Annotated in this window: 14 protein-coding genes; 9 read left to right on the top strand and 5 right to left on the bottom strand. The window is 43.1% G+C overall.

The window, feature by feature from the left end; genetic code table 11:
* Nucleotides 1-3: 3 nt before the first annotated feature.
* A complete protein-coding gene (locus ACKI39_RS05805) occupies nt 4-1,611 on the bottom strand; it encodes an NAD(P)/FAD-dependent oxidoreductase (RefSeq protein WP_407398552.1) in 1,608 nt (535 codons plus the stop codon).
* Nucleotides 1,612-1,635: 24 nt separating this feature from the next.
* Nucleotides 1,636-2,478 (bottom strand): patatin-like phospholipase family protein, encoded by an 843-nt coding sequence (locus ACKI39_RS05800; RefSeq protein ID WP_407398550.1) that lies wholly within the window; start codon nt 2,476-2,478, stop codon nt 1,636-1,638.
* Nucleotides 2,479-2,584: 106 nt separating this feature from the next.
* On the opposite strand from ACKI39_RS05800, the gene ACKI39_RS05795 reads away from it, so the two are divergent.
* The 3 genes from ACKI39_RS05795 to ACKI39_RS05785 all read left to right on the top strand — a co-directional run bounded on the left by ACKI39_RS05795 (nt 2,585) and on the right by ACKI39_RS05785 (nt 6,679).
* On the top strand, nt 2,585-3,703 hold the full coding sequence (locus tag ACKI39_RS05795; protein ID WP_407398548.1) for an aldo/keto reductase: 1,119 nt from the start codon (nt 2,585-2,587) through the stop codon (nt 3,701-3,703).
* Nucleotides 3,704-4,188: 485 nt separating this feature from the next.
* A complete protein-coding gene (locus ACKI39_RS05790; RefSeq protein WP_407398546.1) occupies nt 4,189-5,349 on the top strand; it encodes a trans-sulfuration enzyme family protein in 1,161 nt (386 codons plus the stop codon).
* 157 nt (nt 5,350-5,506) lie between these two features.
* Complete coding sequence (locus ACKI39_RS05785; protein WP_407398544.1) at nt 5,507-6,679, top strand: MalY/PatB family protein; 1,173 nt, start codon at nt 5,507-5,509, stop codon at nt 6,677-6,679.
* A 102-nt stretch (nt 6,680-6,781) separates the two neighbouring features.
* On the opposite strand, the gene ACKI39_RS05780 is transcribed toward ACKI39_RS05785, so the two are convergent.
* From ACKI39_RS05780 to ACKI39_RS05770, 3 genes are all read right to left on the bottom strand, one after another.
* On the bottom strand, nt 6,782-8,797 hold the full coding sequence (locus tag ACKI39_RS05780; RefSeq protein ID WP_407398542.1) for a TRAP transporter permease: 2,016 nt from the start codon (nt 8,795-8,797) through the stop codon (nt 6,782-6,784).
* Nucleotides 8,798-8,833: 36 nt separating this feature from the next.
* Complete coding sequence (locus tag ACKI39_RS05775) at nt 8,834-9,343, bottom strand: DUF1850 domain-containing protein (RefSeq protein WP_407398540.1); 510 nt, start codon at nt 9,341-9,343, stop codon at nt 8,834-8,836.
* A 76-nt stretch (nt 9,344-9,419) separates the two neighbouring features.
* Nucleotides 9,420-10,376: a TAXI family TRAP transporter solute-binding subunit gene (locus tag ACKI39_RS05770; protein ID WP_407398538.1), complete on the bottom strand. Its 957-nt coding sequence runs from the start codon at nt 10,374-10,376 to the stop codon at nt 9,420-9,422.
* 253 nt (nt 10,377-10,629) lie between these two features.
* Here ACKI39_RS05770 and ACKI39_RS05765 point away from each other — a divergent pair, with 253 nt between their 5' ends.
* The 6 genes from ACKI39_RS05765 to ACKI39_RS05740 all read left to right on the top strand — a co-directional run bounded on the left by ACKI39_RS05765 (nt 10,630) and on the right by ACKI39_RS05740 (nt 17,872).
* Nucleotides 10,630-11,784 carry a MalY/PatB family protein gene (locus ACKI39_RS05765; protein WP_407398536.1) on the top strand — a complete coding sequence of 385 codons (1,155 nt, stop codon included), beginning with the start codon at nt 10,630-10,632 and terminating at the stop codon, nt 11,782-11,784.
* 25 nt (nt 11,785-11,809) lie between these two features.
* Entirely contained in the window at nt 11,810-12,694 is an 885-nt protein-coding gene (locus ACKI39_RS05760; protein ID WP_407398534.1) for a DUF3737 family protein, read from the top strand.
* A 144-nt stretch (nt 12,695-12,838) separates the two neighbouring features.
* Complete coding sequence (locus ACKI39_RS05755; RefSeq protein WP_407398532.1) at nt 12,839-13,084, top strand: TIGR03905 family TSCPD domain-containing protein; 246 nt, start codon at nt 12,839-12,841, stop codon at nt 13,082-13,084.
* A gap of 51 nt (nt 13,085-13,135) precedes the next feature.
* Entirely contained in the window at nt 13,136-14,419 is a 1,284-nt protein-coding gene (gene murA / locus ACKI39_RS05750) for a UDP-N-acetylglucosamine 1-carboxyvinyltransferase (RefSeq protein ID WP_407398530.1), read from the top strand.
* A 166-nt stretch (nt 14,420-14,585) separates the two neighbouring features.
* On the top strand, nt 14,586-17,015 hold the full coding sequence (locus ACKI39_RS05745; RefSeq protein WP_407398528.1) for a glycoside hydrolase family 3 protein: 2,430 nt from the start codon (nt 14,586-14,588) through the stop codon (nt 17,013-17,015).
* A gap of 35 nt (nt 17,016-17,050) precedes the next feature.
* On the top strand, nt 17,051-17,872 hold the full coding sequence (locus ACKI39_RS05740; protein ID WP_407398526.1) for a purine-nucleoside phosphorylase: 822 nt from the start codon (nt 17,051-17,053) through the stop codon (nt 17,870-17,872).
* Nucleotides 17,873-17,910 lie beyond the last annotated feature (38 nt).

The raw sequence follows: 17,910 nt of genomic DNA, 5'->3' as shown, positions 1-17,910 counted from the left end.
GACTTAGAAGCCGAACTTTTCAGCGATCTTTACGCAGGCATTTTCGCCGTCCATGGCGCTGCTTACGATTCCGCCTGAATAGCCTGAACCTTCTCCACAAGGGTAAAGGTTTCCAAGACCAACACATTCAAAGTTTTCCTTATTGCGGGCAATTCGGACTGGAGTTGAAGTTCTTGTCTCCAATGCAATTAATAGTCCATCGTCGCAAATGAATCCCTTCATTGTATCGCGGTTTATGTATTTAAAGCACATGGCAAGGCGTTCAGAAATCTGCCTTGGAATCCATTGGTCAAGGCGGCTTGAAACTATTCCAGGCGTGTAGCTGGTTTCGGGAAGGTCTGTGCTTTCCTTGCCGTCTACAAAGTCGCGGATTCTCTGGGCCGGAGCCTTCTGTCCTTTTCCATTGTCTGCGGCAAGCTTTTCCAGATGGTCTCGCCACAAAAGTCCCGCAAGGGCAGGGCATCCAAGTTCCTTGGCCCGTTTTGCGTATTCGCCTGGAATGTCTTCTGGTCTTGTTTCAACTACAACGGCGGCATTGCTCCAGCGGCTGTTTCTTCCGCTTGCAGACATGCCGTTTACTACTATCTGGTCTGGTCCGCTCTGGCTTGGAACTACAAATCCACCTGGGCACATGCAGAAGCTGTAGACACCTCGGTCCTTCTGCTGGGTCGTAAACCTGTATTCGGCGGCTCCCAAAGAAGCGTCTGGTTTTCCGTGAAAGCGGATGGCATCTATGAGTGTGCGTGGATGCTCTGCGCGGACACCTACTGCAAAGGTTTTTGCTTCCAGAGATTCAGGTGAGATTTTTGCAATCATTTTGTAAATGTCTGGAGCACTGTGGCCGGTTGCAAGAACAACTGCATCACCGCGGAATTCTTTTGCTTCCTTTGTCTTTGTGTTTTCCGTTCTGATTCCAAGAACTGCATTTCCTTCTTTTATGAGGTCAATGCATTTTGTGTCAAAGTGAAATTCTCCGCCTTTGGAAATTATGAATTCCCTCATGGAATTAATGATAGCTGGAAGTCTGTCAGTTCCGATGTGGGGATGTGCATCCGTAAGGATTTTTTTGTCTGCTCCAAAGTTTGCAAAGATTTTAAGGACGCTTGAAATGTCGCCGCGTTTGTTGCTTCTTGTGTAAAGCTTTCCGTCGGAAAAAGTTCCAGCCCCACCCTCGCCAAAGCAGTAGTTGGAATTTCCGTCAACAGTTCCTTTTGTACTTATGGCAGCAATGTCGCGTTTTCTTGTGCTTGTGTCGCTTCCGCGTTCAACGATGACTGGCTTGATTCCGTATTCAAGAAGCTTGAAGGCACCAAAGAGGCCTGCAGGTCCCGAACCTACGATGATGACAGATTTCTTTCCATCCGCATTTTTCCATTCCGGGAGCTTTGTAAATTCTTCCCCTGGTTTTTCTCCGATGTAAACCTTGTAACGCATGAAAAGCTTTACGTTCTTATGGCGGGCATCGATGGATTTTTTTACGAATACAGTTTCAACTTCAGAGGGCTTAAATGAAATGGAATTCTTTTTGAGTTCGCTGAAAATTTTTGTCTTAATAAATTCTGAATCTTTTTCCTGGTCTGGACTGATCTGAATTGAAATCTCTTTAATCATGGGAAAAAGTATATCAGAAAGAAATTATTTAAGGTATTCCTTTACGGCTTCAAGATGCTTGAGTCCTGCTTGTCTTCCCATTTCGTAAACCCTGCGGAGTTCATTTGGATCATGTTCAGTTCTGCTGATTCCAACATCAACTTCAGGAGCGATTACATAGCAGTTGCCAAGTTTTTCCTGTTCAAAGACAAATTGTTTTTCCTCGTCGTACATGATGTGGCGGCGTGTCATAGCTTCAACAAGCTTTGGATATTTCCTTAGGATGAACTTCATCAGCATTGCAAATGAGGATGGTTTTTTTACATATTCCCTTGTGCGGGTAAGGATTACGATGTTCTTGTCATAGCCCATTTCCATGAACTGCTTTAATGGAATTGAACTTGTGATTCCGCCGTCAAGATATCTTTTGCCGTCGATTACAACTGGAGTTGAAACCAAGGGAAGGCTGGCGCTTGCCCTCATCCACAGAAGATCTTCTGTGTTGCCATATGGAATTTCGTGGACGATTGGTTTGCCAGATTCAAGGTCGGAAACCACAACATAAAACCTCAATGGATTTTCCGCGTAGGTTTTAACATCAAAAAGATCTAGCTTGAAGGGGATGTCCTCGTAGCAGAATTTTGCATCGTAAAGATCGCCGTTCCGTAAGAGGTTGCGGAAAGTTCCATAGTGGCTGTCGCGGCTGTAATTTGTATTGTACCTTATGGCTCTTCCAGGTTGTTTTGACTTATAGTTGCATCCAAAAGTTGCACCAGCGCTTACTCCGATAATGCCATCGAAGTCAATTCCGTTTTCCATAAAAACATCGGTGATGCCGCAGGTAAACATTCCGCGCATTGCACCGCCTTCAAGAATCATTCCTTTCATGGTTTCAATTATATCAACTGGCGCATTTAATATCAAAAAATTATTTGTTACTTAAGTCAATTTGTTTCATACTGTAAGTAACACACAAAAACAATTGGAGAATAGAATGGCATTTCTTGGAGAAGAAATTAAGAAACTCGGATTTGGCATGATGAGGCTTCCTCAGAAAGATGGAAAGATCGATGTTGAGGAAACAAAGAAGATGGTTGACCTTTACATGAAGGCTGGCTTTACATATTTTGACACTGCATTCTGTTATGGCGGAAGCGAAGATGCAACAAGGCAGGCTCTTGTTGAACGCTACCCACGCGAATCATTTCAGCTTGCAACAAAACTTTCTGCATGGCTCAACTGCAATTCAAAGGAAGATTGCTACAAGCAGTTTGAAACTTCATTGAAGCAGCTTGGAACGGATTATTTTGACTACTATCTTCTTCATAACCTTGGACCACAGCGCACACATTTTTATGAAGAATATGATTTGTGGAATTGGGCTTTTGAACAGAAGACCGCAGGCAAAATAAAGCATGTAGGTTTTTCTTTCCACGGCGGACCAGAAGAACTGGAAGATATCCTTACAAAGCATCCTGAAGCAGAATTCGTTCAGCTTCAGATAAACTATGCTGACTGGGAAAACAAGGACATTGCTTCCCGCAGGTGCTATGAGATCTGCCGCGCTCACGGTAAGCCTGTAATCGTCATGGAACCTGTAAAAGGCGGATTCCTTGCAACTCCACCAGAAAATGTCGTAAAGGTTTTCAAGGATGCAGAACCTGAAAATTCTGTTGCTTCCTGGGCAGTAAGATTCTGTGCTGATCTTGAAGGAATCATTACAGTCTTGAGCGGAATGAGCACACTGCAGCAGGTGGAAGACAACCTTTCATACATGAAGGACTTCAAGCATTTTGATGACGGGCAGAAAAAGGTAATTGAAAAAGCTCAGGAAGAGCTTCTTAAGGTTCCTCTTGTTCCTTGTACGGACTGCAACTACTGTACAAAGGTTTGTCCTGTTGATATTGGAATTCCTGGAACCTTCAAGTGCCTTAACCTGTACAAGCTTTTCAACAATGTGTCTTCTGCAAAGGTTCATCTTCAGTGGAATGTAGACAACCTTGGAAAGCAGCGTTCTGAAAAGTGCATCAAGTGCGGCAAATGCGAAATGGCTTGCCCTCAGCACATCGACATCAGGAACCAGCTTGCTACCGCCACTGAGCTGTTTAAGTAAGGCAGTTCAGAAAAATATTTTCTTTTAAGGCAGTAATGTTTTTTCATTGCTGCCTTTATTTTTTTTATAAACCTATTGACATAGTGGGAGAATAAAATTATAACTGTATAATACCTATTACTTAGATAGGAATATATTTACAAAGGAGGCATGAGATGGTTTTTTACTTTGAAAAGCTTGTTCGAGAAAATTTCCGCAATGGTGTCATGTGCCTCTGTTGTCGTCTCTGCTAGGCTGATTTTCTTCGGCCAATAAAGTCAATCACACAAAAAATCAGGATGCGGTTTTCCATGCATTGAGCGTAATTTTCCAGAACAAGGCTGACATCGACTGGCTGAGTTTTAAATGGGTAAGGAAAGCCACAAAATAATTTAAATCCTTTTTGGGAAATAAGAAAGGGGAAACAGAATTTTTAGAAATTCAGTTACTGAAAAGGATTCTTAAAACAGTCGGGTATGAAATAAAGATTTTGTCAGGAGCGTGGTATGAGTGTTAGTATTGAAACAAAATGTCTTCATCTGGAAGAAAAAATAGAAAATGCGGAAGGTGAATGTAAAAGCCTTCATTATGGGGCTGTAAGTTTTCCGATTTACCAGACAGCAACATATGCACATCCTGCGGTGGGACAGAGTACAGGGTTTGATTATTCCCGCCTGCAGAATCCAACAAGGGCACAGTTAGAAAAAATTGTTGCCCAGCTTGAAGGCGGTATCGATGCCTTTGCCTTGAGTACTGGAATGGCTGCCATTTCCCTTCTTTTTGAAATCTTTAAGCCTGGCGATCATCTTATAATCGATTCGGACCTTTATGGTGGTGCCATCCGTCTTTTTGATCATGTCACTGCAAAGAACGGCGTGGAATTTACCCGTGCCAACTGCAGCACGGATGATGTTGAATCACTTATAAAACCAAACACAAAGGCCGTTTACATTGAGACTCCCACAAATCCCATGATGAATGTTGCGGACATACAGGCTCTTGCGGAAATTACAAGACGCCATGGAATTCTTCTGATTGTAGACAATACATTCCTGTCGCCATATTTTCAGAATCCTTTGAACCTTGGTGCAGATGTTGTGATTCACAGCGGAACAAAATATCTTGCCGGTCACAACGATACCCTTGCAGGTTTCATAGTTACAAACAGATCTGACATTCAGGAAAAACTCAGATTCCTTATAAAGACAACTGGAGCTGGACTTGCGCCATTTGACTGCTGGCTTGTTCTTCGCGGAATTAAAACTTTAGCTGTAAGAATGGAGGCTGCTCAGAAAAATGCATCAAAGATTGTTGGATGGCTCCTGGAACAGAAAGCTATAACAAAAGTAATCTATCCTGGCCTTAAGGAACATCCGGGATATGAAATCATGAAAAAGCAGTCCCGAGGATTTGGTGCAATGGTAACCTTCAATGTGGTGGATGAAGCTCTTGCAAAAAAGATTCTTGGTTCGGTTAAGTTGATTCAGTATGCGGAAAGCCTTGGTGGTGTGGAAACATTAATTACCTATCCGACTACACAGACCCATGCAGATGTGCCGGAAGAACTTCGGCTTAAAAACGGAATTACACCTGCGACTTTGCGTCTATCTGTAGGAATTGAAAATGTGGATGACCTTATAGCAGATCTTGAACAGGCCTTTAACTAAGACTATGTCCGTAGAAAGTGTTGCTGCGCCGATTGAGCTTGTCGAAATCAAGCAGTCCAAACTAAACATGCGGTAGTTTCGACAGGCTCAACCACCGCATTCAGTATAGCAACACAATTTCCGAACGTAGCCTTAACTGAAAAGCCAGGAGGAAAGCATGAAATTTGATTTTGATGAAATTACAGATAGAAAAAATACAAACGCAATAAAATATGACCTTGCAAAAGCTCGCGGAAAACCTGAGGATGCACTGAGCCTTTGGGTTGCCGACATGGATTTTCCTACTGCACCCTGCATTCAGGAAGTGTTGTCTAAAAAGGCACTTCATGGAATATACGGTTATTCAAGACCTGACGAAAGATATTATTCTGCCATAAAGAAGTGGTTTAAAGACCGTCATGATTTCACTGTTGAAAGCGAATGGATTGTAAACACACCTGGCGTAGTTTTTGCCATTGCTACAGCAATCAAGGCATTCTCAAAGGAAGGTGAATCCGTTCTTGTACAGAAACCAGTCTATTATCCGTTTTTCAATACAATCAAAAACCTTGGAAGAAAAGTTGTAAACAATTCTCTGGTTTATGCTGACGGTCACTATGAAATCGATTTTGAAGATTTTGAAAATAAGATAATTTCGGAAGGGGTTAAGATTTTCATTTTGTGTTCTCCGCATAATCCTGGAGGCAGGGTTTGGAAAATAGAAGAGTTGAAAAAGATTTCGGAAATCTGCCTTAAGCATAAGGTCCTTGTTGTAAGCGATGAAATACATTCGGACATTGTCTTTGGAGATAGCCGTCATACGGTTTACGGCAACCTTTCAAAGGAAGCATTGAATAATTCCATAATCTGTACATCGCCAAGCAAAAGTTTCAATCTTGCTGGCCTTCAGTTTTCAAACATATTTGTTGCAAATCCGACATTGAGGAAATCGTTTCAGAAAGAAATTGATAAGACAGGTTATGACGAACCTTCTCTTATGGGAATCGTTGCGGCAACTGCTGCCTATACAGAAGGTGGAGAATGGTTTGACGAAGCAAAAAAATACATCTGGGACAATATTGTTTTTGTCCGCGATTACATAGAAAAAAACGTTCCGAAAATCAAGGTAGTGGTTCCTGAAGGTACATATCTTCTTTGGCTGGATTTTGGCAGCTTTGATTTGACTGATGAAGAAATCAACCGTCGCATCTTGCAGGAAGCAAAAGTATGGCTTGATAATGGAACAATGTTCGGTGCTGAAGGAGAAAAGTTCCAGAGAATAAACTGCGCTACACCAAGAAAAATATTGAAAACAGCATTGGAGAGGATCTGCTCGGAATTCAAACAGTAAGGTCCGTATCAAAACAGAAATCCCCAAGGCATTTTGCATGTCTCGGGGATTTTTTTCATCATTCTGAATTTGTTTCAGGATCTGTTTGGTTTCATCAGTTCATTAAGCCTTAGCTTTTTCAGCTCTGTTTCTGATGATCTGGTATGCGATGAGGGATCCCATGACGATGAAACCGATTCCGTCAGTTGTGAATCCAGGCATTACACAGCAGAAACCTGCGGCTGCAAACAATATCCTTTCTACAATTGATTCTCTTCTGCAGACATAGCCTTCAAGAGCAGCACTTATGCCGAACATACCGATGATTGCAGACATGCTGATTGAAAGAACGCCCATAAAATCTGTGTTGATCATGAGCATCGCAGGATTGAATACAAAAATGTACGGAATGATGAAGGCACCGATGGCAAGCTTTGTTGCGTTCAAGGCCGTCTTCATTGGCTTTCCCTTTGCGATGGCGGCACCTGCAAGAGCTGCAAGGGCAACTGGAGGTGTAACGTCTGCTATGATGCCAAAGTAGAATGCAAACATGTGGGCTGCGATTGGTTCGTATCCAAGCTGGATGATTGCACCTGCAGTAATTGTTGACGTGATGAGGTAGTTTGCAGTTGTCGGTGCTCCCATGCCCAGGATGATCGAAGAAACCATTGTAAGCAAAAGAGTGATGATTGCAATTCCCTGGGAAATGGAGATGAGTCCTGCGCCAAATTTAAGTCCGATTCCAGTAAGGGTAACAACACCGATGATGATTCCTGCCATGGCACAGGCAATTGCAACGCTGATGATGTTTCTTGCTGCGGCACACATTACTTCAACAATATCGTTGGCGTTGAAGGTAGGCTTGCGACCCTGTGCCACGTCAACGAAGGAAGTGATTAGTCCAATGGCAAGACAGGAAGCGATTCCCATGAAGGCAGCGTATACGGCTGTTCGTCCCATGCAAAGGAAAACAACGATTACAGCAAGAGGAAGAATCATGTAGCCTTTACGGAGAAACAATGGAAGGAACTTTGGAAGCTGTTCGCGAGGAAGTCCCTTGAGCCCAAGCTTGTGTGCTTCAAGATGTACTGTGATGAAGATTCCTGTAAAGTAAAGGAGTGCTGGAATGATTGCGGCCTTAACGATCTTGATGTAAGGCATGCCAAGGCTTTCTGCCATGAGGAATGCTGCGGCACCCATGATTGGAGGCATAAGCTGTCCTCCAGTTGATGCTGCGGCTTCTACGGCTCCTGCAAATTCACTCTTGTAACCAAGTTTCTTCATCATTGGAATAGTAAAGCTTCCGCTTCCTACTGTGTTTGAAACTGAAGATCCGCTTACTGTTCCAAGAAGGGCGCTTGTAAGAACCGCAACCTTTGCAGGACCTCCAGAGGCACCACCGGCAATTGCATTACATATGTCGATGAAGAACTGTCCGATTCCTGTTTTTTCAAGAAGTGCACCAAAGAGGATAAAAAGGAAGATAAAAGTAGAACATGCTCCTATTGGAACACCCATGATTCCTTCCGTGTTGTAGAAAAGATGTGCCGCAACTCGTTTGATTGTGTAACCGCGGTGGTTAAGGAATCCTGGCATGTAGCGTCCGAAGAGTGCATATAAAATAAAGCAGCTGGCGATTATGAGGATTGGAAGTCCTACGATGCGACGGCAGCTTTCTGCAAGTACAAGAATTCCAACGCAGGCAACAAAGATGTCAAGGAATGTAAAGGCACCTGTACGGCGTGCAAGCTCCTGGAAATTTACCACGATGTAGAACCAGCATGCAGCCCCTATCAATGCAAGGACGATATCGTACCAAGGAAGATGGTTGCGGGAAAGTTTCTTTGTTGCAGGGAAAAGAAGGAATGCAAGCATCTGTACAAAAGCAAGGTGGGTAGCGCGGAGAACCTGTGCCGTTACCATGCCTGAAAGACTTGAGTATAACTGGAAAATAACAAAAGCGATGGAAACAATGACTGTGATGTACTGTCTCCAACAGGTGTGCTCTCGATATGCCTGCTCGCGATCCAGATTCTTCATCATTTCCTTAAGTTCTGTCTCGTTGGAAGTAGGACCCAGGCTTTCCATCTGATTTTCAAACTGATCGTCTGTCTGGTTGTTTTTTTCTTTGTTGTTCAAATTGGCCTCCTTGTAATTGTACACAGAAATATTTTGTCATCTAACTATTTGGTGATGACGACGCAGCAATTCGATTGCTGGAATTTTTATACATTCAAAAACAAGACTTGTCTTTGGAGTAAAAAAATCTTTCAGAAAATATTCATTATTGGCGACTGTAACGGAATGTTCAGCAATTACACCGACTGAAAGAAGAAAGCTTGTTCCAACTTTCCTTTCGTATTCCATGGTATAGGTTTCGTCTGCCTGATAAAAAACTGCACCTGGAGTTTCTTCTATTTCAGGCATACCTGCACCGTAGCTTACAAAATCGGTCCTGTACAGAATCAGGTTCTTGCCTTCTGCCCTGTAGTAGTCATGGACTCTGCCTTTGTTTACCGAATGGGTGTAGGAAACGACAAAGCCTTGGGCTCCATCTATAAAATAAATTTTTTCTGAAGGATTCTTTCTGTTTGAAATTGAAAGAACAGGAAAAAGAGGAATGATGAAAACAAACGCCACTGCTAAAAAGAAAATGACTGAAATCAAAAATGCCTTTGTCTTCATTGCTGTAAATAATTAGGAATCAGAAGAAAAGTTTCCTCTTTCTTCCAATTCCTAATTCTTAATTCCTAATTCCTGATTATTTAACGAGTCCGATTTCTTCGAAGTACTTCTTTGCGCCTGGGTGGAATGGAACAGAGCATCCTGTAACTGCCTTTGCAGCTGTAACTTCCTTTCCCTTTGCGTGTGCGTTTCCAAGTTCTTCAAGGTTTTCAAAGAGAACCTTTGTCATCTTATAGACTGTGTCTTCATCAAGGTTTGCGTTGACTGCGATTGTGCACTTGATTGAAAGTGCTTCTGTATCTTCATCAGTTCCCTTGTATGTTCCGCCAGGAATTGTAGTCTTTGTGTAGAATCCATACTTTGCGCAGATTGCATCAGCTTCTGCACCGTTTACAGGAATGAGGACAAGACCGTTTGTGAATGCAAGTTCCTGAAGAGCTGCGTTTGGAACACCTGCTGTGATGAAACATGCATCCAAAGTTCCGTTCTGGAGTCCTTCACCTGATTCCTTGAAAGAAAGGTTTGACTTCTTGATGTCGTCGAATGAAAGTCCGTAGCCTTCGAGAATCTGCTTTGCGTTGAATTCAACACCAGAACCTGCATCTCCTACTGAAACGCGCTTTCCCTTAAGGTCGTAGATTGTCTTGATTCCGCTTGATTTTGAAGCTGCAATCTGAACAACTTCTGGATACATTGTTCCAAGGGTTGCGAGGTTTGGAAGTGCCTTGCCTGCGAACATGTCTGTTCCGTTGTATGCGTAATCCATAACATCGTTCTGAACTGTAGCGAACTCTGCATCTCCTGCGCTGATGAGGCGGAGGTTTTCTGCTGAAGCACCTGTTGACTGTGCTGTAACGTTCATTCCTTCAATCTTTGTGTTCCAGATGTTTGCGATTGCACCACCGAATGGGTAGTAAGTTCCAGAAGTTCCACCTGTTGCAAGGATGAAGTTCTTCTTTGATGCTGCCTTAGAACAGCCTGCAAGTGCAAATGCTGCCGAAACAGCAAGTACGATAGCTGCGATTTTCTTCATTATTTAGCTCCTTTTGAGTTTGTTTCTACTATATTACACCGATTTTTTTAATGTTTTCAATTAGTGACTTCCTATAAATACAATGGGTCTGTCCCCGTTGTTCAAGAATTGCCTGAGCAATTCTTGGGGCGAAAGTTAAGTCAGTAATCGGCATCTAGGAAATCAATGCTTTCGCCCGGGGTCTGTCCCCATTGAAATATAAACCTATGTTAAGGGTAGGAAATATTCGGTTTTTTTTAGTATATTTAAGGCAATGAAATATAATTTTGACATTGTTCCCGACAGAAGAAAAACCAATTCCATAAAATGGGATGTCGCAGAAAATGAAATTCCCCTTTGGGTTGCCGACATGGATTTTGACACGGCACCTGAAATTAAATCCGCAATTCTTGAAAGGGCAGATCTTGGAGCCCTGGGCTATGCAGATATAAATGATGAATGGCGCAATGCCTACATCGGCTGGTGGAAAAAACGCTATGACTTTGAAATCAAAAAGGAATGGCTGATTTTTTCTACAGGCGTTGTTCCTGCAGTTTCAAGTTCCGTTCGAAAACTTACGACACCAGGAGAAAATGTCCTTCTCTTGACGCCAACTTACAACATCTTCTTCAATTCAATCGTAAACAACGGAAGGAATCCTGTTCAGTGCCAGTTGAAGTATGACGGTGAAAATTACGAAATCGATTTTAAAGATCTGGAAGATAAACTCAGCGACAGACAGACATCCATGATGATTTTGTGCAATCCGCAGAATCCTGTTGGAAAAATCTGGCCAAAGGAAACTCTTGCCAAAATCGGCGAGCTTTGTGCCAAGTATAATGTGGTAGTTTTTAGCGATGAAATCCACTGTGACATAACGGAACCTGAAAAGCACTATGTTCCTTTTGCAAGCGTAAACGAAACCTGCAGGAACAATTGCGTAATGGCTGTGGCTCCAACAAAAACCTTCAATATTGCGGGGCTTTCAACTTCTGCCGTTGTTGTTCCAAATGAAAACCTCAGGCATAAAGTATGGCGTCAGCTGAACACCGATGAATGCGGCGAGCCAAATGCGTTTGCCGTTCAGTCTGCGGTTGCAGCATATACGAAAAGTGAACCTTGGCTTGAAGAACTCAGAGACTATGTGTGGGAAAACAGAAGGCTTGCAGAAGATTTCATAAAAAAAGAAATTCCAGAGCTGAAGGCCATAAAATCCGATGCAACCTACCTCATGTGGGTAGATGTTTCAGCAAGTGGAATGAATGGCAGTGACTTCAGTGAAAAACTCCGTGCAAAGACAGGTTTGTTCATCAATGACGGAACCCATTACGGAAAAGGTGGAGAAAATTTTGTTAGAATAAACCTTGCAACTTCACGAGCTATTGTTCAGGATGCCCTTGCAAGGTTAAAATCCTTTGTAAAAGGATGAGCGGAATTCATTTTGGGAAAAGAATATGGAAATCAAGAATAAATCATTCACTCAGGAAAGAGCACTGTTTGATGCAAAGGGAGTAAAGGTTTCAGATTCAACCTTTGACGGTCCTGGAGAATCACCCCTCAAGCAGTCCAAAGATTCAGAAGTAAAAAATGTTTCCTTTAAATACAAATATCCTCTCTGGTATTCAAGCAATGTCCGCGTAGAAGACACCCGCTTTTACGAGCTTGGAAAATCCGGCATCTGGTATACCAATGACATTTCCATGAAGAATGTTCAGATTGATGCTCCAAAAGAATTCAGGCGCTGTAAGAATGTAAAGCTTGAGAATGTTGAATTTCTGAACGCCCAGGAAACCTTGTGGACTTGTGATGGAATTGAGCTTAAGAATGTAACTGCAAAGGGCGATTATTTTGCCATGAATTCAAGCAACATGAAGTGTGAAAATTTCAATCTTGAGGGCAATTACTTTTTTGATGGCGGAAAAAACATAGAAGTCCGCAATTCAAAGCTTGTAAGCAAGGATTCCTTCTGGAACTGCGAGAATGTCGTTGTCTATGATTCCATAATCATCGGTGAATACATCGGATGGAATTCTAAGAACCTTACTTTTGTAAACTGCCAGATTGAAAGCAACCAGGGATTCTGTTACATAGACGGACTTAAGCTTGTAAACTGCACATTCAACAAGACCGACCTTAGCTTTGAATACTGCACCAACATCGATGCGGAAGTTAAGGGAAAAATCGACAGCGTAAAGAATCCTTGTGGCGGAAGAATCAAATGCGACGAAATCGGTCAGCTGATTTTGGATGCAACTAAGGTCGATGTGAACGCAACTGAAATCATCTGTCCAAAAATTGGCCAGCGCATTGAAGGTATTAGCGACCCTTGGGTAGACTGATTTGTGCTGTAAGAATTGCTCTTCACGCTTGTGTCGGGCTTCATTCAATGGATAAAATATATGGGCATCTCTAAAAATACATTTTAGCGATGCCTGCCGATATATATCAACATAAAATAAACCAACAGGTAAAGGGAAAACATTATGGAAAAGATTACTTACAAGACAATCGGAACATGTGCAAAGACAATCACATTTGAAAGGGATGAGGAAAACAGAATCCACAACATCAGCTTTGAGGGTGGATGCAACGGAAATCTAAAGGCTGTTTCTAAACTTTGCGAAGGTATGAAAGCAGAAGAAATCTCTGCAAAACTTGCAGGAAATCTTTGCGGGGCAAAAAATACAAGCTGTGCAGACCAGCTTGCAAAGGCTGTGATGGGAGCATAGTAGAATTTCCGCCGCATTGAGAATAATAGGTTTTTCTTCTATAATAATTACATGTACGAATATGAAATCGAAGGTGGTTTTCCGATAAAGGGAACCATCAAGGCAAGCGGAAACAAGAATGCAGCTCTTCCTTGTATTGCCGCTGCTTTGCTTACTGATCAAAGCGTAATTTTAAGGAATGTTCCTGAAATTGAAGATACAGGTGTGATGCTCAAGATTCTTGAGGCATTCGGTGCAAAGGTTGAAAAACTGGAGGCCAATGCATGGAAGATAGATGCTGTCAATATTACACGCAGTGATATTCCTGCGGAACTCAGCAAGAAGATCCGTGCATCGATTCTTTTTGCAGGTCCTCTTGTTGCCCGTACGGGTAAAGCAATCATGCCTCCTCCTGGTGGTGATGTTATCGGTCGTCGTCGTCTGGATACGCACTTTCTTGCTTTGGAAGAACTGGGAGCACGTGTTTCAGCTGACCGTAAATTTGAATTCACTTCAAACAAGCTTAAGGGGGCTGAAATCTTCCTTGATGAGACTTCAGTAACTGCAACTGAAAATGCCGTCATGGCAGCGGTTCTTGCTGAAGGTCATACGGAAATCACCAATGCTGCAAGTGAACCTCATGTTCAGGATCTTTGCAACATGCTCAATCAGATGGGAGCAAAGATTTCTGGGGTTGGATCAAACATCCTTCAGATTGAAGGCGTTGGAAAGCTTGGCGGATGTGACTTTACGATTGGACCTGACTTCATGGAAATCGGTTCCTACATAGGTCTTGCAGCCGCAACTCACGGTTCAATCACAATTACTGGCGTAAAGGAAAAGGATATGAGGCCTTTGCGCATAGCATACAGCAAGCTTGGAATCAGATGGGACATTGAAGGAGATACACTTACAGTCTCAGAAAACCAGGATCTCAAGGTCAACACGGATCTCGGTGGAATGATTCCAAAAATCGATGACAGTCCGTGGCCAGGATTCCCGCCTGATTTGACTTCCATAATGACGGTCATTGCAACTCAGGTTGAAGGAACCGTTTTGATTTTTGAAAAGATGTTTGAAAGCCGAATGTTCTTTGTGGACAAGCTCATAAGCATGGGTGCAAGAATCACTCTCTGTGATCCTCATCGAGCAGTCGTTACGGGACCAAGTTCTCTCCACGGAGACCATCTTGTTTCTCCCGATGTTCGTGCAGGTATGGCAATGGTTATTGCAGCCATGGCAGCCCGTGGAACAAGCCGCATTAGCAACGTCTATCAGATTGAGCGTGGCTACGAGCATCTGGTAGAGAGATTGCAATCTCTTGGAGGTCATATAAAACGCGTGAACGTTGACTAGGCAACCTGCGAGTTTTCGTCAGAAAACTCGGTAGCGTGCATCGCACGCGTCGTGGTCATATAAAACGGGTCAATGTTGATTAAAAGATTTATGTGAAAATTGAATTTTCGGTATATAATATGAGGGATTGCTTTTTGCAGTCCCTTTTTTTTAGCGAGGTTTAAATATGAGATGGACAAGACATTTTTTTACACCAGCAAAGCCACTTGGTGAAGATGGAATGAGAGTTTCGGGCAGCCCAGAGCATGTTGCCCTTTCAAAGAATACAGCCGCAGAAGGCATCGTGCTTCTCAAGAACGAGAAGAATCTGCTTCCGCTGAAGGATAGAAAATTCGTTCTCCTTGGAAAAGCAAGCGAAGAATATGTCAAAGGAGGCGGTGGCAGCGGAGACGTTTACTGCGCATACTGCACAAGCCTTTATGATGCCTTCAAGAAAAAATGTGGTGCAGACCTTTATGACGGACTTCATAATTTCTATCAGGATCACCTTAAACCATTGCGTGCCATTGGTCGTGAACCAGGCATGACACCTGAGGCAGTTCTTTCTGATGCACAGGTAAAGGAGGCTGCAAATTTCGCAGACACTGCAATCGTCACCATCAACAGATATTCTGGCGAAGGCTGGGATCGTGCCTGCAACATTCCTGGTAAAGAACTTCATATGGAAAATGTTGAGCCTGATGTATGGGGAGGTGAGGACGGATTCCGTGCCATGTCAAAGGAAATTTTCCCAAAGGGGGATTTCTATCTTACTGCAGATGAAGAAGCCCTGGTTGCTCAGGCAGAGAAAAATTTTGCAAATGTCATCGTCCTTCTCAATGTAGGCGGAATCGTTGACACAAGCTGGTTTGCCGACAACAAAAAAATTTCCTCTGTTCTTTTCATTGGACAGGGCGGAATGGAAGGAGCCGTTGCAGCAGCGGAAATCGTCCTTGGTGAAAAATGTCCAAGCGGAAAACTTGTAGACACCTTTGCAAAGCGTCTTGAAGATTATCCTTCAACAGAAACATTCCACGAAAAGGCAGACGCCGTTGAATACATCGAGGACATCTTTGTCGGCTACAGGTATTTTGAGACAATTCCAGGAAAGAAGGACTGCGTTGTATATCCATTTGGCTATGGTCTTTCATATACAACTTTTGACATCGTCCTTGCTGGTCAGAATGATGCGGACGACAGGATCGTATTCACATTCCGCGTAAAGAATACTGGTGGCGTTGCGGGAAAGGAAGTTGTTCAGCTTTACTGTGGACAGCCTGAAGGCAAGCTTACAAAGGCAAGCAAAGTCCTTGTTGGATTTGCAAAGACAAAGGAACTCAAGGCTGGTGAATCCTGCTTTGTGACTATTGATGTTGCAAAGAAGGATATGGCCTCCTATGACGATGAAGGAGCCGTAACAAAGTCCGCATGGATTCTTGAGAAGGGGGAATACAAATTCTTCTACGGAAATTCAATCCGCAGCGTAAAGGAAACGGAAATTCCTTTTGTTGTCACGGAGACAAAGGTAACGGAGCAGCTTACGGAACAGCTTAAGCCGCGCAAGCTTACAAAACGCCTTCTTGCAGACGGAACATACAAGGCTTTGGAAACTTCTGATTATGAAAAAATTGAACGTACGGAAGTATTCAATCATCCAGAAGTTCTGGAAGGTGACATTCCAAGCGTTCGTGCAAAGCCTCACGGAAGTCTTGTCAAGCGTCTTAAGAATCCTACCAAGCATCTTGCTGACGTCGCCGACGGGAAAATTCCCATGGAAGAATTCATGGACCAGCTTTCAAAGGAAGATCTCGTTTGGCTTCTTGGCGGTCAGAGCAATACCGGCATTGCAAATACATTCGGCATCGGAAACAACTTTGACTATGACATTCCAAATGTAATGACAGCAGATGGTCCAGCCGGAATCCGCATCATGCCTTTCATCGAGCAGTACACCACAGCATGGCCATGCGCAACAATCCTTGCATGCACATGGAACGAAGAAGCCGTTGAAAAGATTGGACAGGCAGTTGCAAAGGAAGTAAAGGAAAACAACTGTGGAGTTTATCTTGCACCAGGAATGAACATTCACCGCAGTCCTCTTTGTGGACGCAATTTTGAATATTACAGTGAAGATCCTCTTGTGGCAGGTCATATGGCAAGCGCGGCAGTAAAGGGCATTCAGTCCCAGGGAATTGCCGCGACACCAAAGCATTTTGCATTCAACAACAAGGAGACAAACCGCAAGCACAGCGATTCCATTGTTTCTGAAAGAGCAGCACGCGAAATCTACCTTAAATCTTTTGAATACATGATTAAAAACTCTGACCCATGGTCAATCATGAGCAGCTACAACGGAGTCAACGGCTGGCACACAAGCGAGAATAAAGATCTCCTTACAAACATTCTTCGCAAGGAATGGGGATACAAGGGTGTTGTAATGACTGACTGGTGGACACGCGCGGAACAGTGGCGTGAAATCAAGGCAGGCAATGACCTTAAGATGGCATGCGGTTATCCAGATCAGGTTCTTGCAGTCCTTGATGACGGAAGAGTAACAATGGAAGAAGTCAAGACAAGCGCAAGACGCATTCTTGAATTGATTCTTAAACTTGAATAGAAACAAATGATACAAAAAGCAACAGGAGTAAAATAATGAATCCCGTATATGAAAAATTGACAGCCTGCTATGAAAGCATCAAAAATAAAATTCCCTTTAAGCCAAAGGTTGCCTTGATTCTTGGCAGTGGCCTTGGTGATTATGCTGATGGATTTAAGGTTGAAGGTGAAATCGACTATCACGATATAGAAGGTTTCCCTGTTTCAACTGTGGCAGGACATAAGGGACGCTTTGTATTCTGCCATGTGGGCGAAGTTCCTGTTGTAATCATGCAGGGACGCGTTCACTATTACGAAGGCTATGCCATGAGCGATGTTGTACTTCCTTCCCGTCTCATGAAAATGATGGGTGCTGAAATCCTTTTCCTTACAAATGCTGCGGGTGGGGTCAACTTGAGCTATAAACCTGGAACACTAATGCTTCTTAATGATCATATTTCCGCCTTTGTTCCTTCTCCTCTTATTGGTGAAAACATTGAGGAACTTGGAACAAGATTTCCAGACATGACTACAGTCTATACCGAAGAGCTTCGTGATAAGATAAAGAAGGCTGCAAGAAAGCTTGATGTTGATCTAAAGGAAGGTGTTTATCTTCAGTTTACAGGTCCTGCCTATGAAACTCCTGCTGAAATCAGGATGGCAAGAACTCTTGGTGCAGATGCTGTGGGTATGAGCACTGCCGTGGAAGCTATTGTTGCCCGTCATATGGGAATGAAAATTTGTGGAATTTCCTGCATAACAAATATGGCTGCAGGAATTACAAACCAACCATTGAATCATGAAGAAGTAAAAGAAGTTGCCGCCCGTGTTTCAGCCCAGTTCAAGGCTTTGGTAACGGAATCGATTATTTCAATGTGAATATAGATAAAAGACTTGGAATGCATTAGAGTTTTCTT

Origin of the sequence: Treponema sp. (assembly GCF_045641405.1) — a bacterium.
Lineage (GTDB): Bacteria > Spirochaetota > Spirochaetia > Treponematales > Treponemataceae > Treponema_D.
This window is presented reverse-complemented; position numbering and strand designations above follow the sequence as displayed.

Coding starts and splice junctions, on each gene's coding strand:
- ACKI39_RS05805 (WP_407398552.1), bottom strand. CDS start 1,611: ATGATTAAAGAGATTTCAATTCAGATCAGTCCAGACCAGGAAAAAGAT.
- ACKI39_RS05800 (WP_407398550.1), bottom strand. CDS start 2,478: ATGAAAGGAATGATTCTTGAAGGCGGTGCAATGCGCGGAATGTTTACC.
- ACKI39_RS05795 (WP_407398548.1), top strand. CDS start 2,585: ATGGCATTTCTTGGAGAAGAAATTAAGAAACTCGGATTTGGCATGATG.
- ACKI39_RS05790 (WP_407398546.1), top strand. CDS start 4,189: ATGAGTGTTAGTATTGAAACAAAATGTCTTCATCTGGAAGAAAAAATA.
- ACKI39_RS05785 (WP_407398544.1), top strand. CDS start 5,507: ATGAAATTTGATTTTGATGAAATTACAGATAGAAAAAATACAAACGCA.
- ACKI39_RS05775 (WP_407398540.1), bottom strand. CDS start 9,343: ATGAAGACAAAGGCATTTTTGATTTCAGTCATTTTCTTTTTAGCAGTG.
- ACKI39_RS05770 (WP_407398538.1), bottom strand. CDS start 10,376: ATGAAGAAAATCGCAGCTATCGTACTTGCTGTTTCGGCAGCATTTGCA.
- ACKI39_RS05765 (WP_407398536.1), top strand. CDS start 10,630: ATGAAATATAATTTTGACATTGTTCCCGACAGAAGAAAAACCAATTCC.
- ACKI39_RS05760 (WP_407398534.1), top strand. CDS start 11,810: ATGGAAATCAAGAATAAATCATTCACTCAGGAAAGAGCACTGTTTGAT.
- ACKI39_RS05755 (WP_407398532.1), top strand. CDS start 12,839: ATGGAAAAGATTACTTACAAGACAATCGGAACATGTGCAAAGACAATC.
- murA (WP_407398530.1), top strand. CDS start 13,136: ATGTACGAATATGAAATCGAAGGTGGTTTTCCGATAAAGGGAACCATC.
- ACKI39_RS05745 (WP_407398528.1), top strand. CDS start 14,586: ATGAGATGGACAAGACATTTTTTTACACCAGCAAAGCCACTTGGTGAA.
- ACKI39_RS05740 (WP_407398526.1), top strand. CDS start 17,051: ATGAATCCCGTATATGAAAAATTGACAGCCTGCTATGAAAGCATCAAA.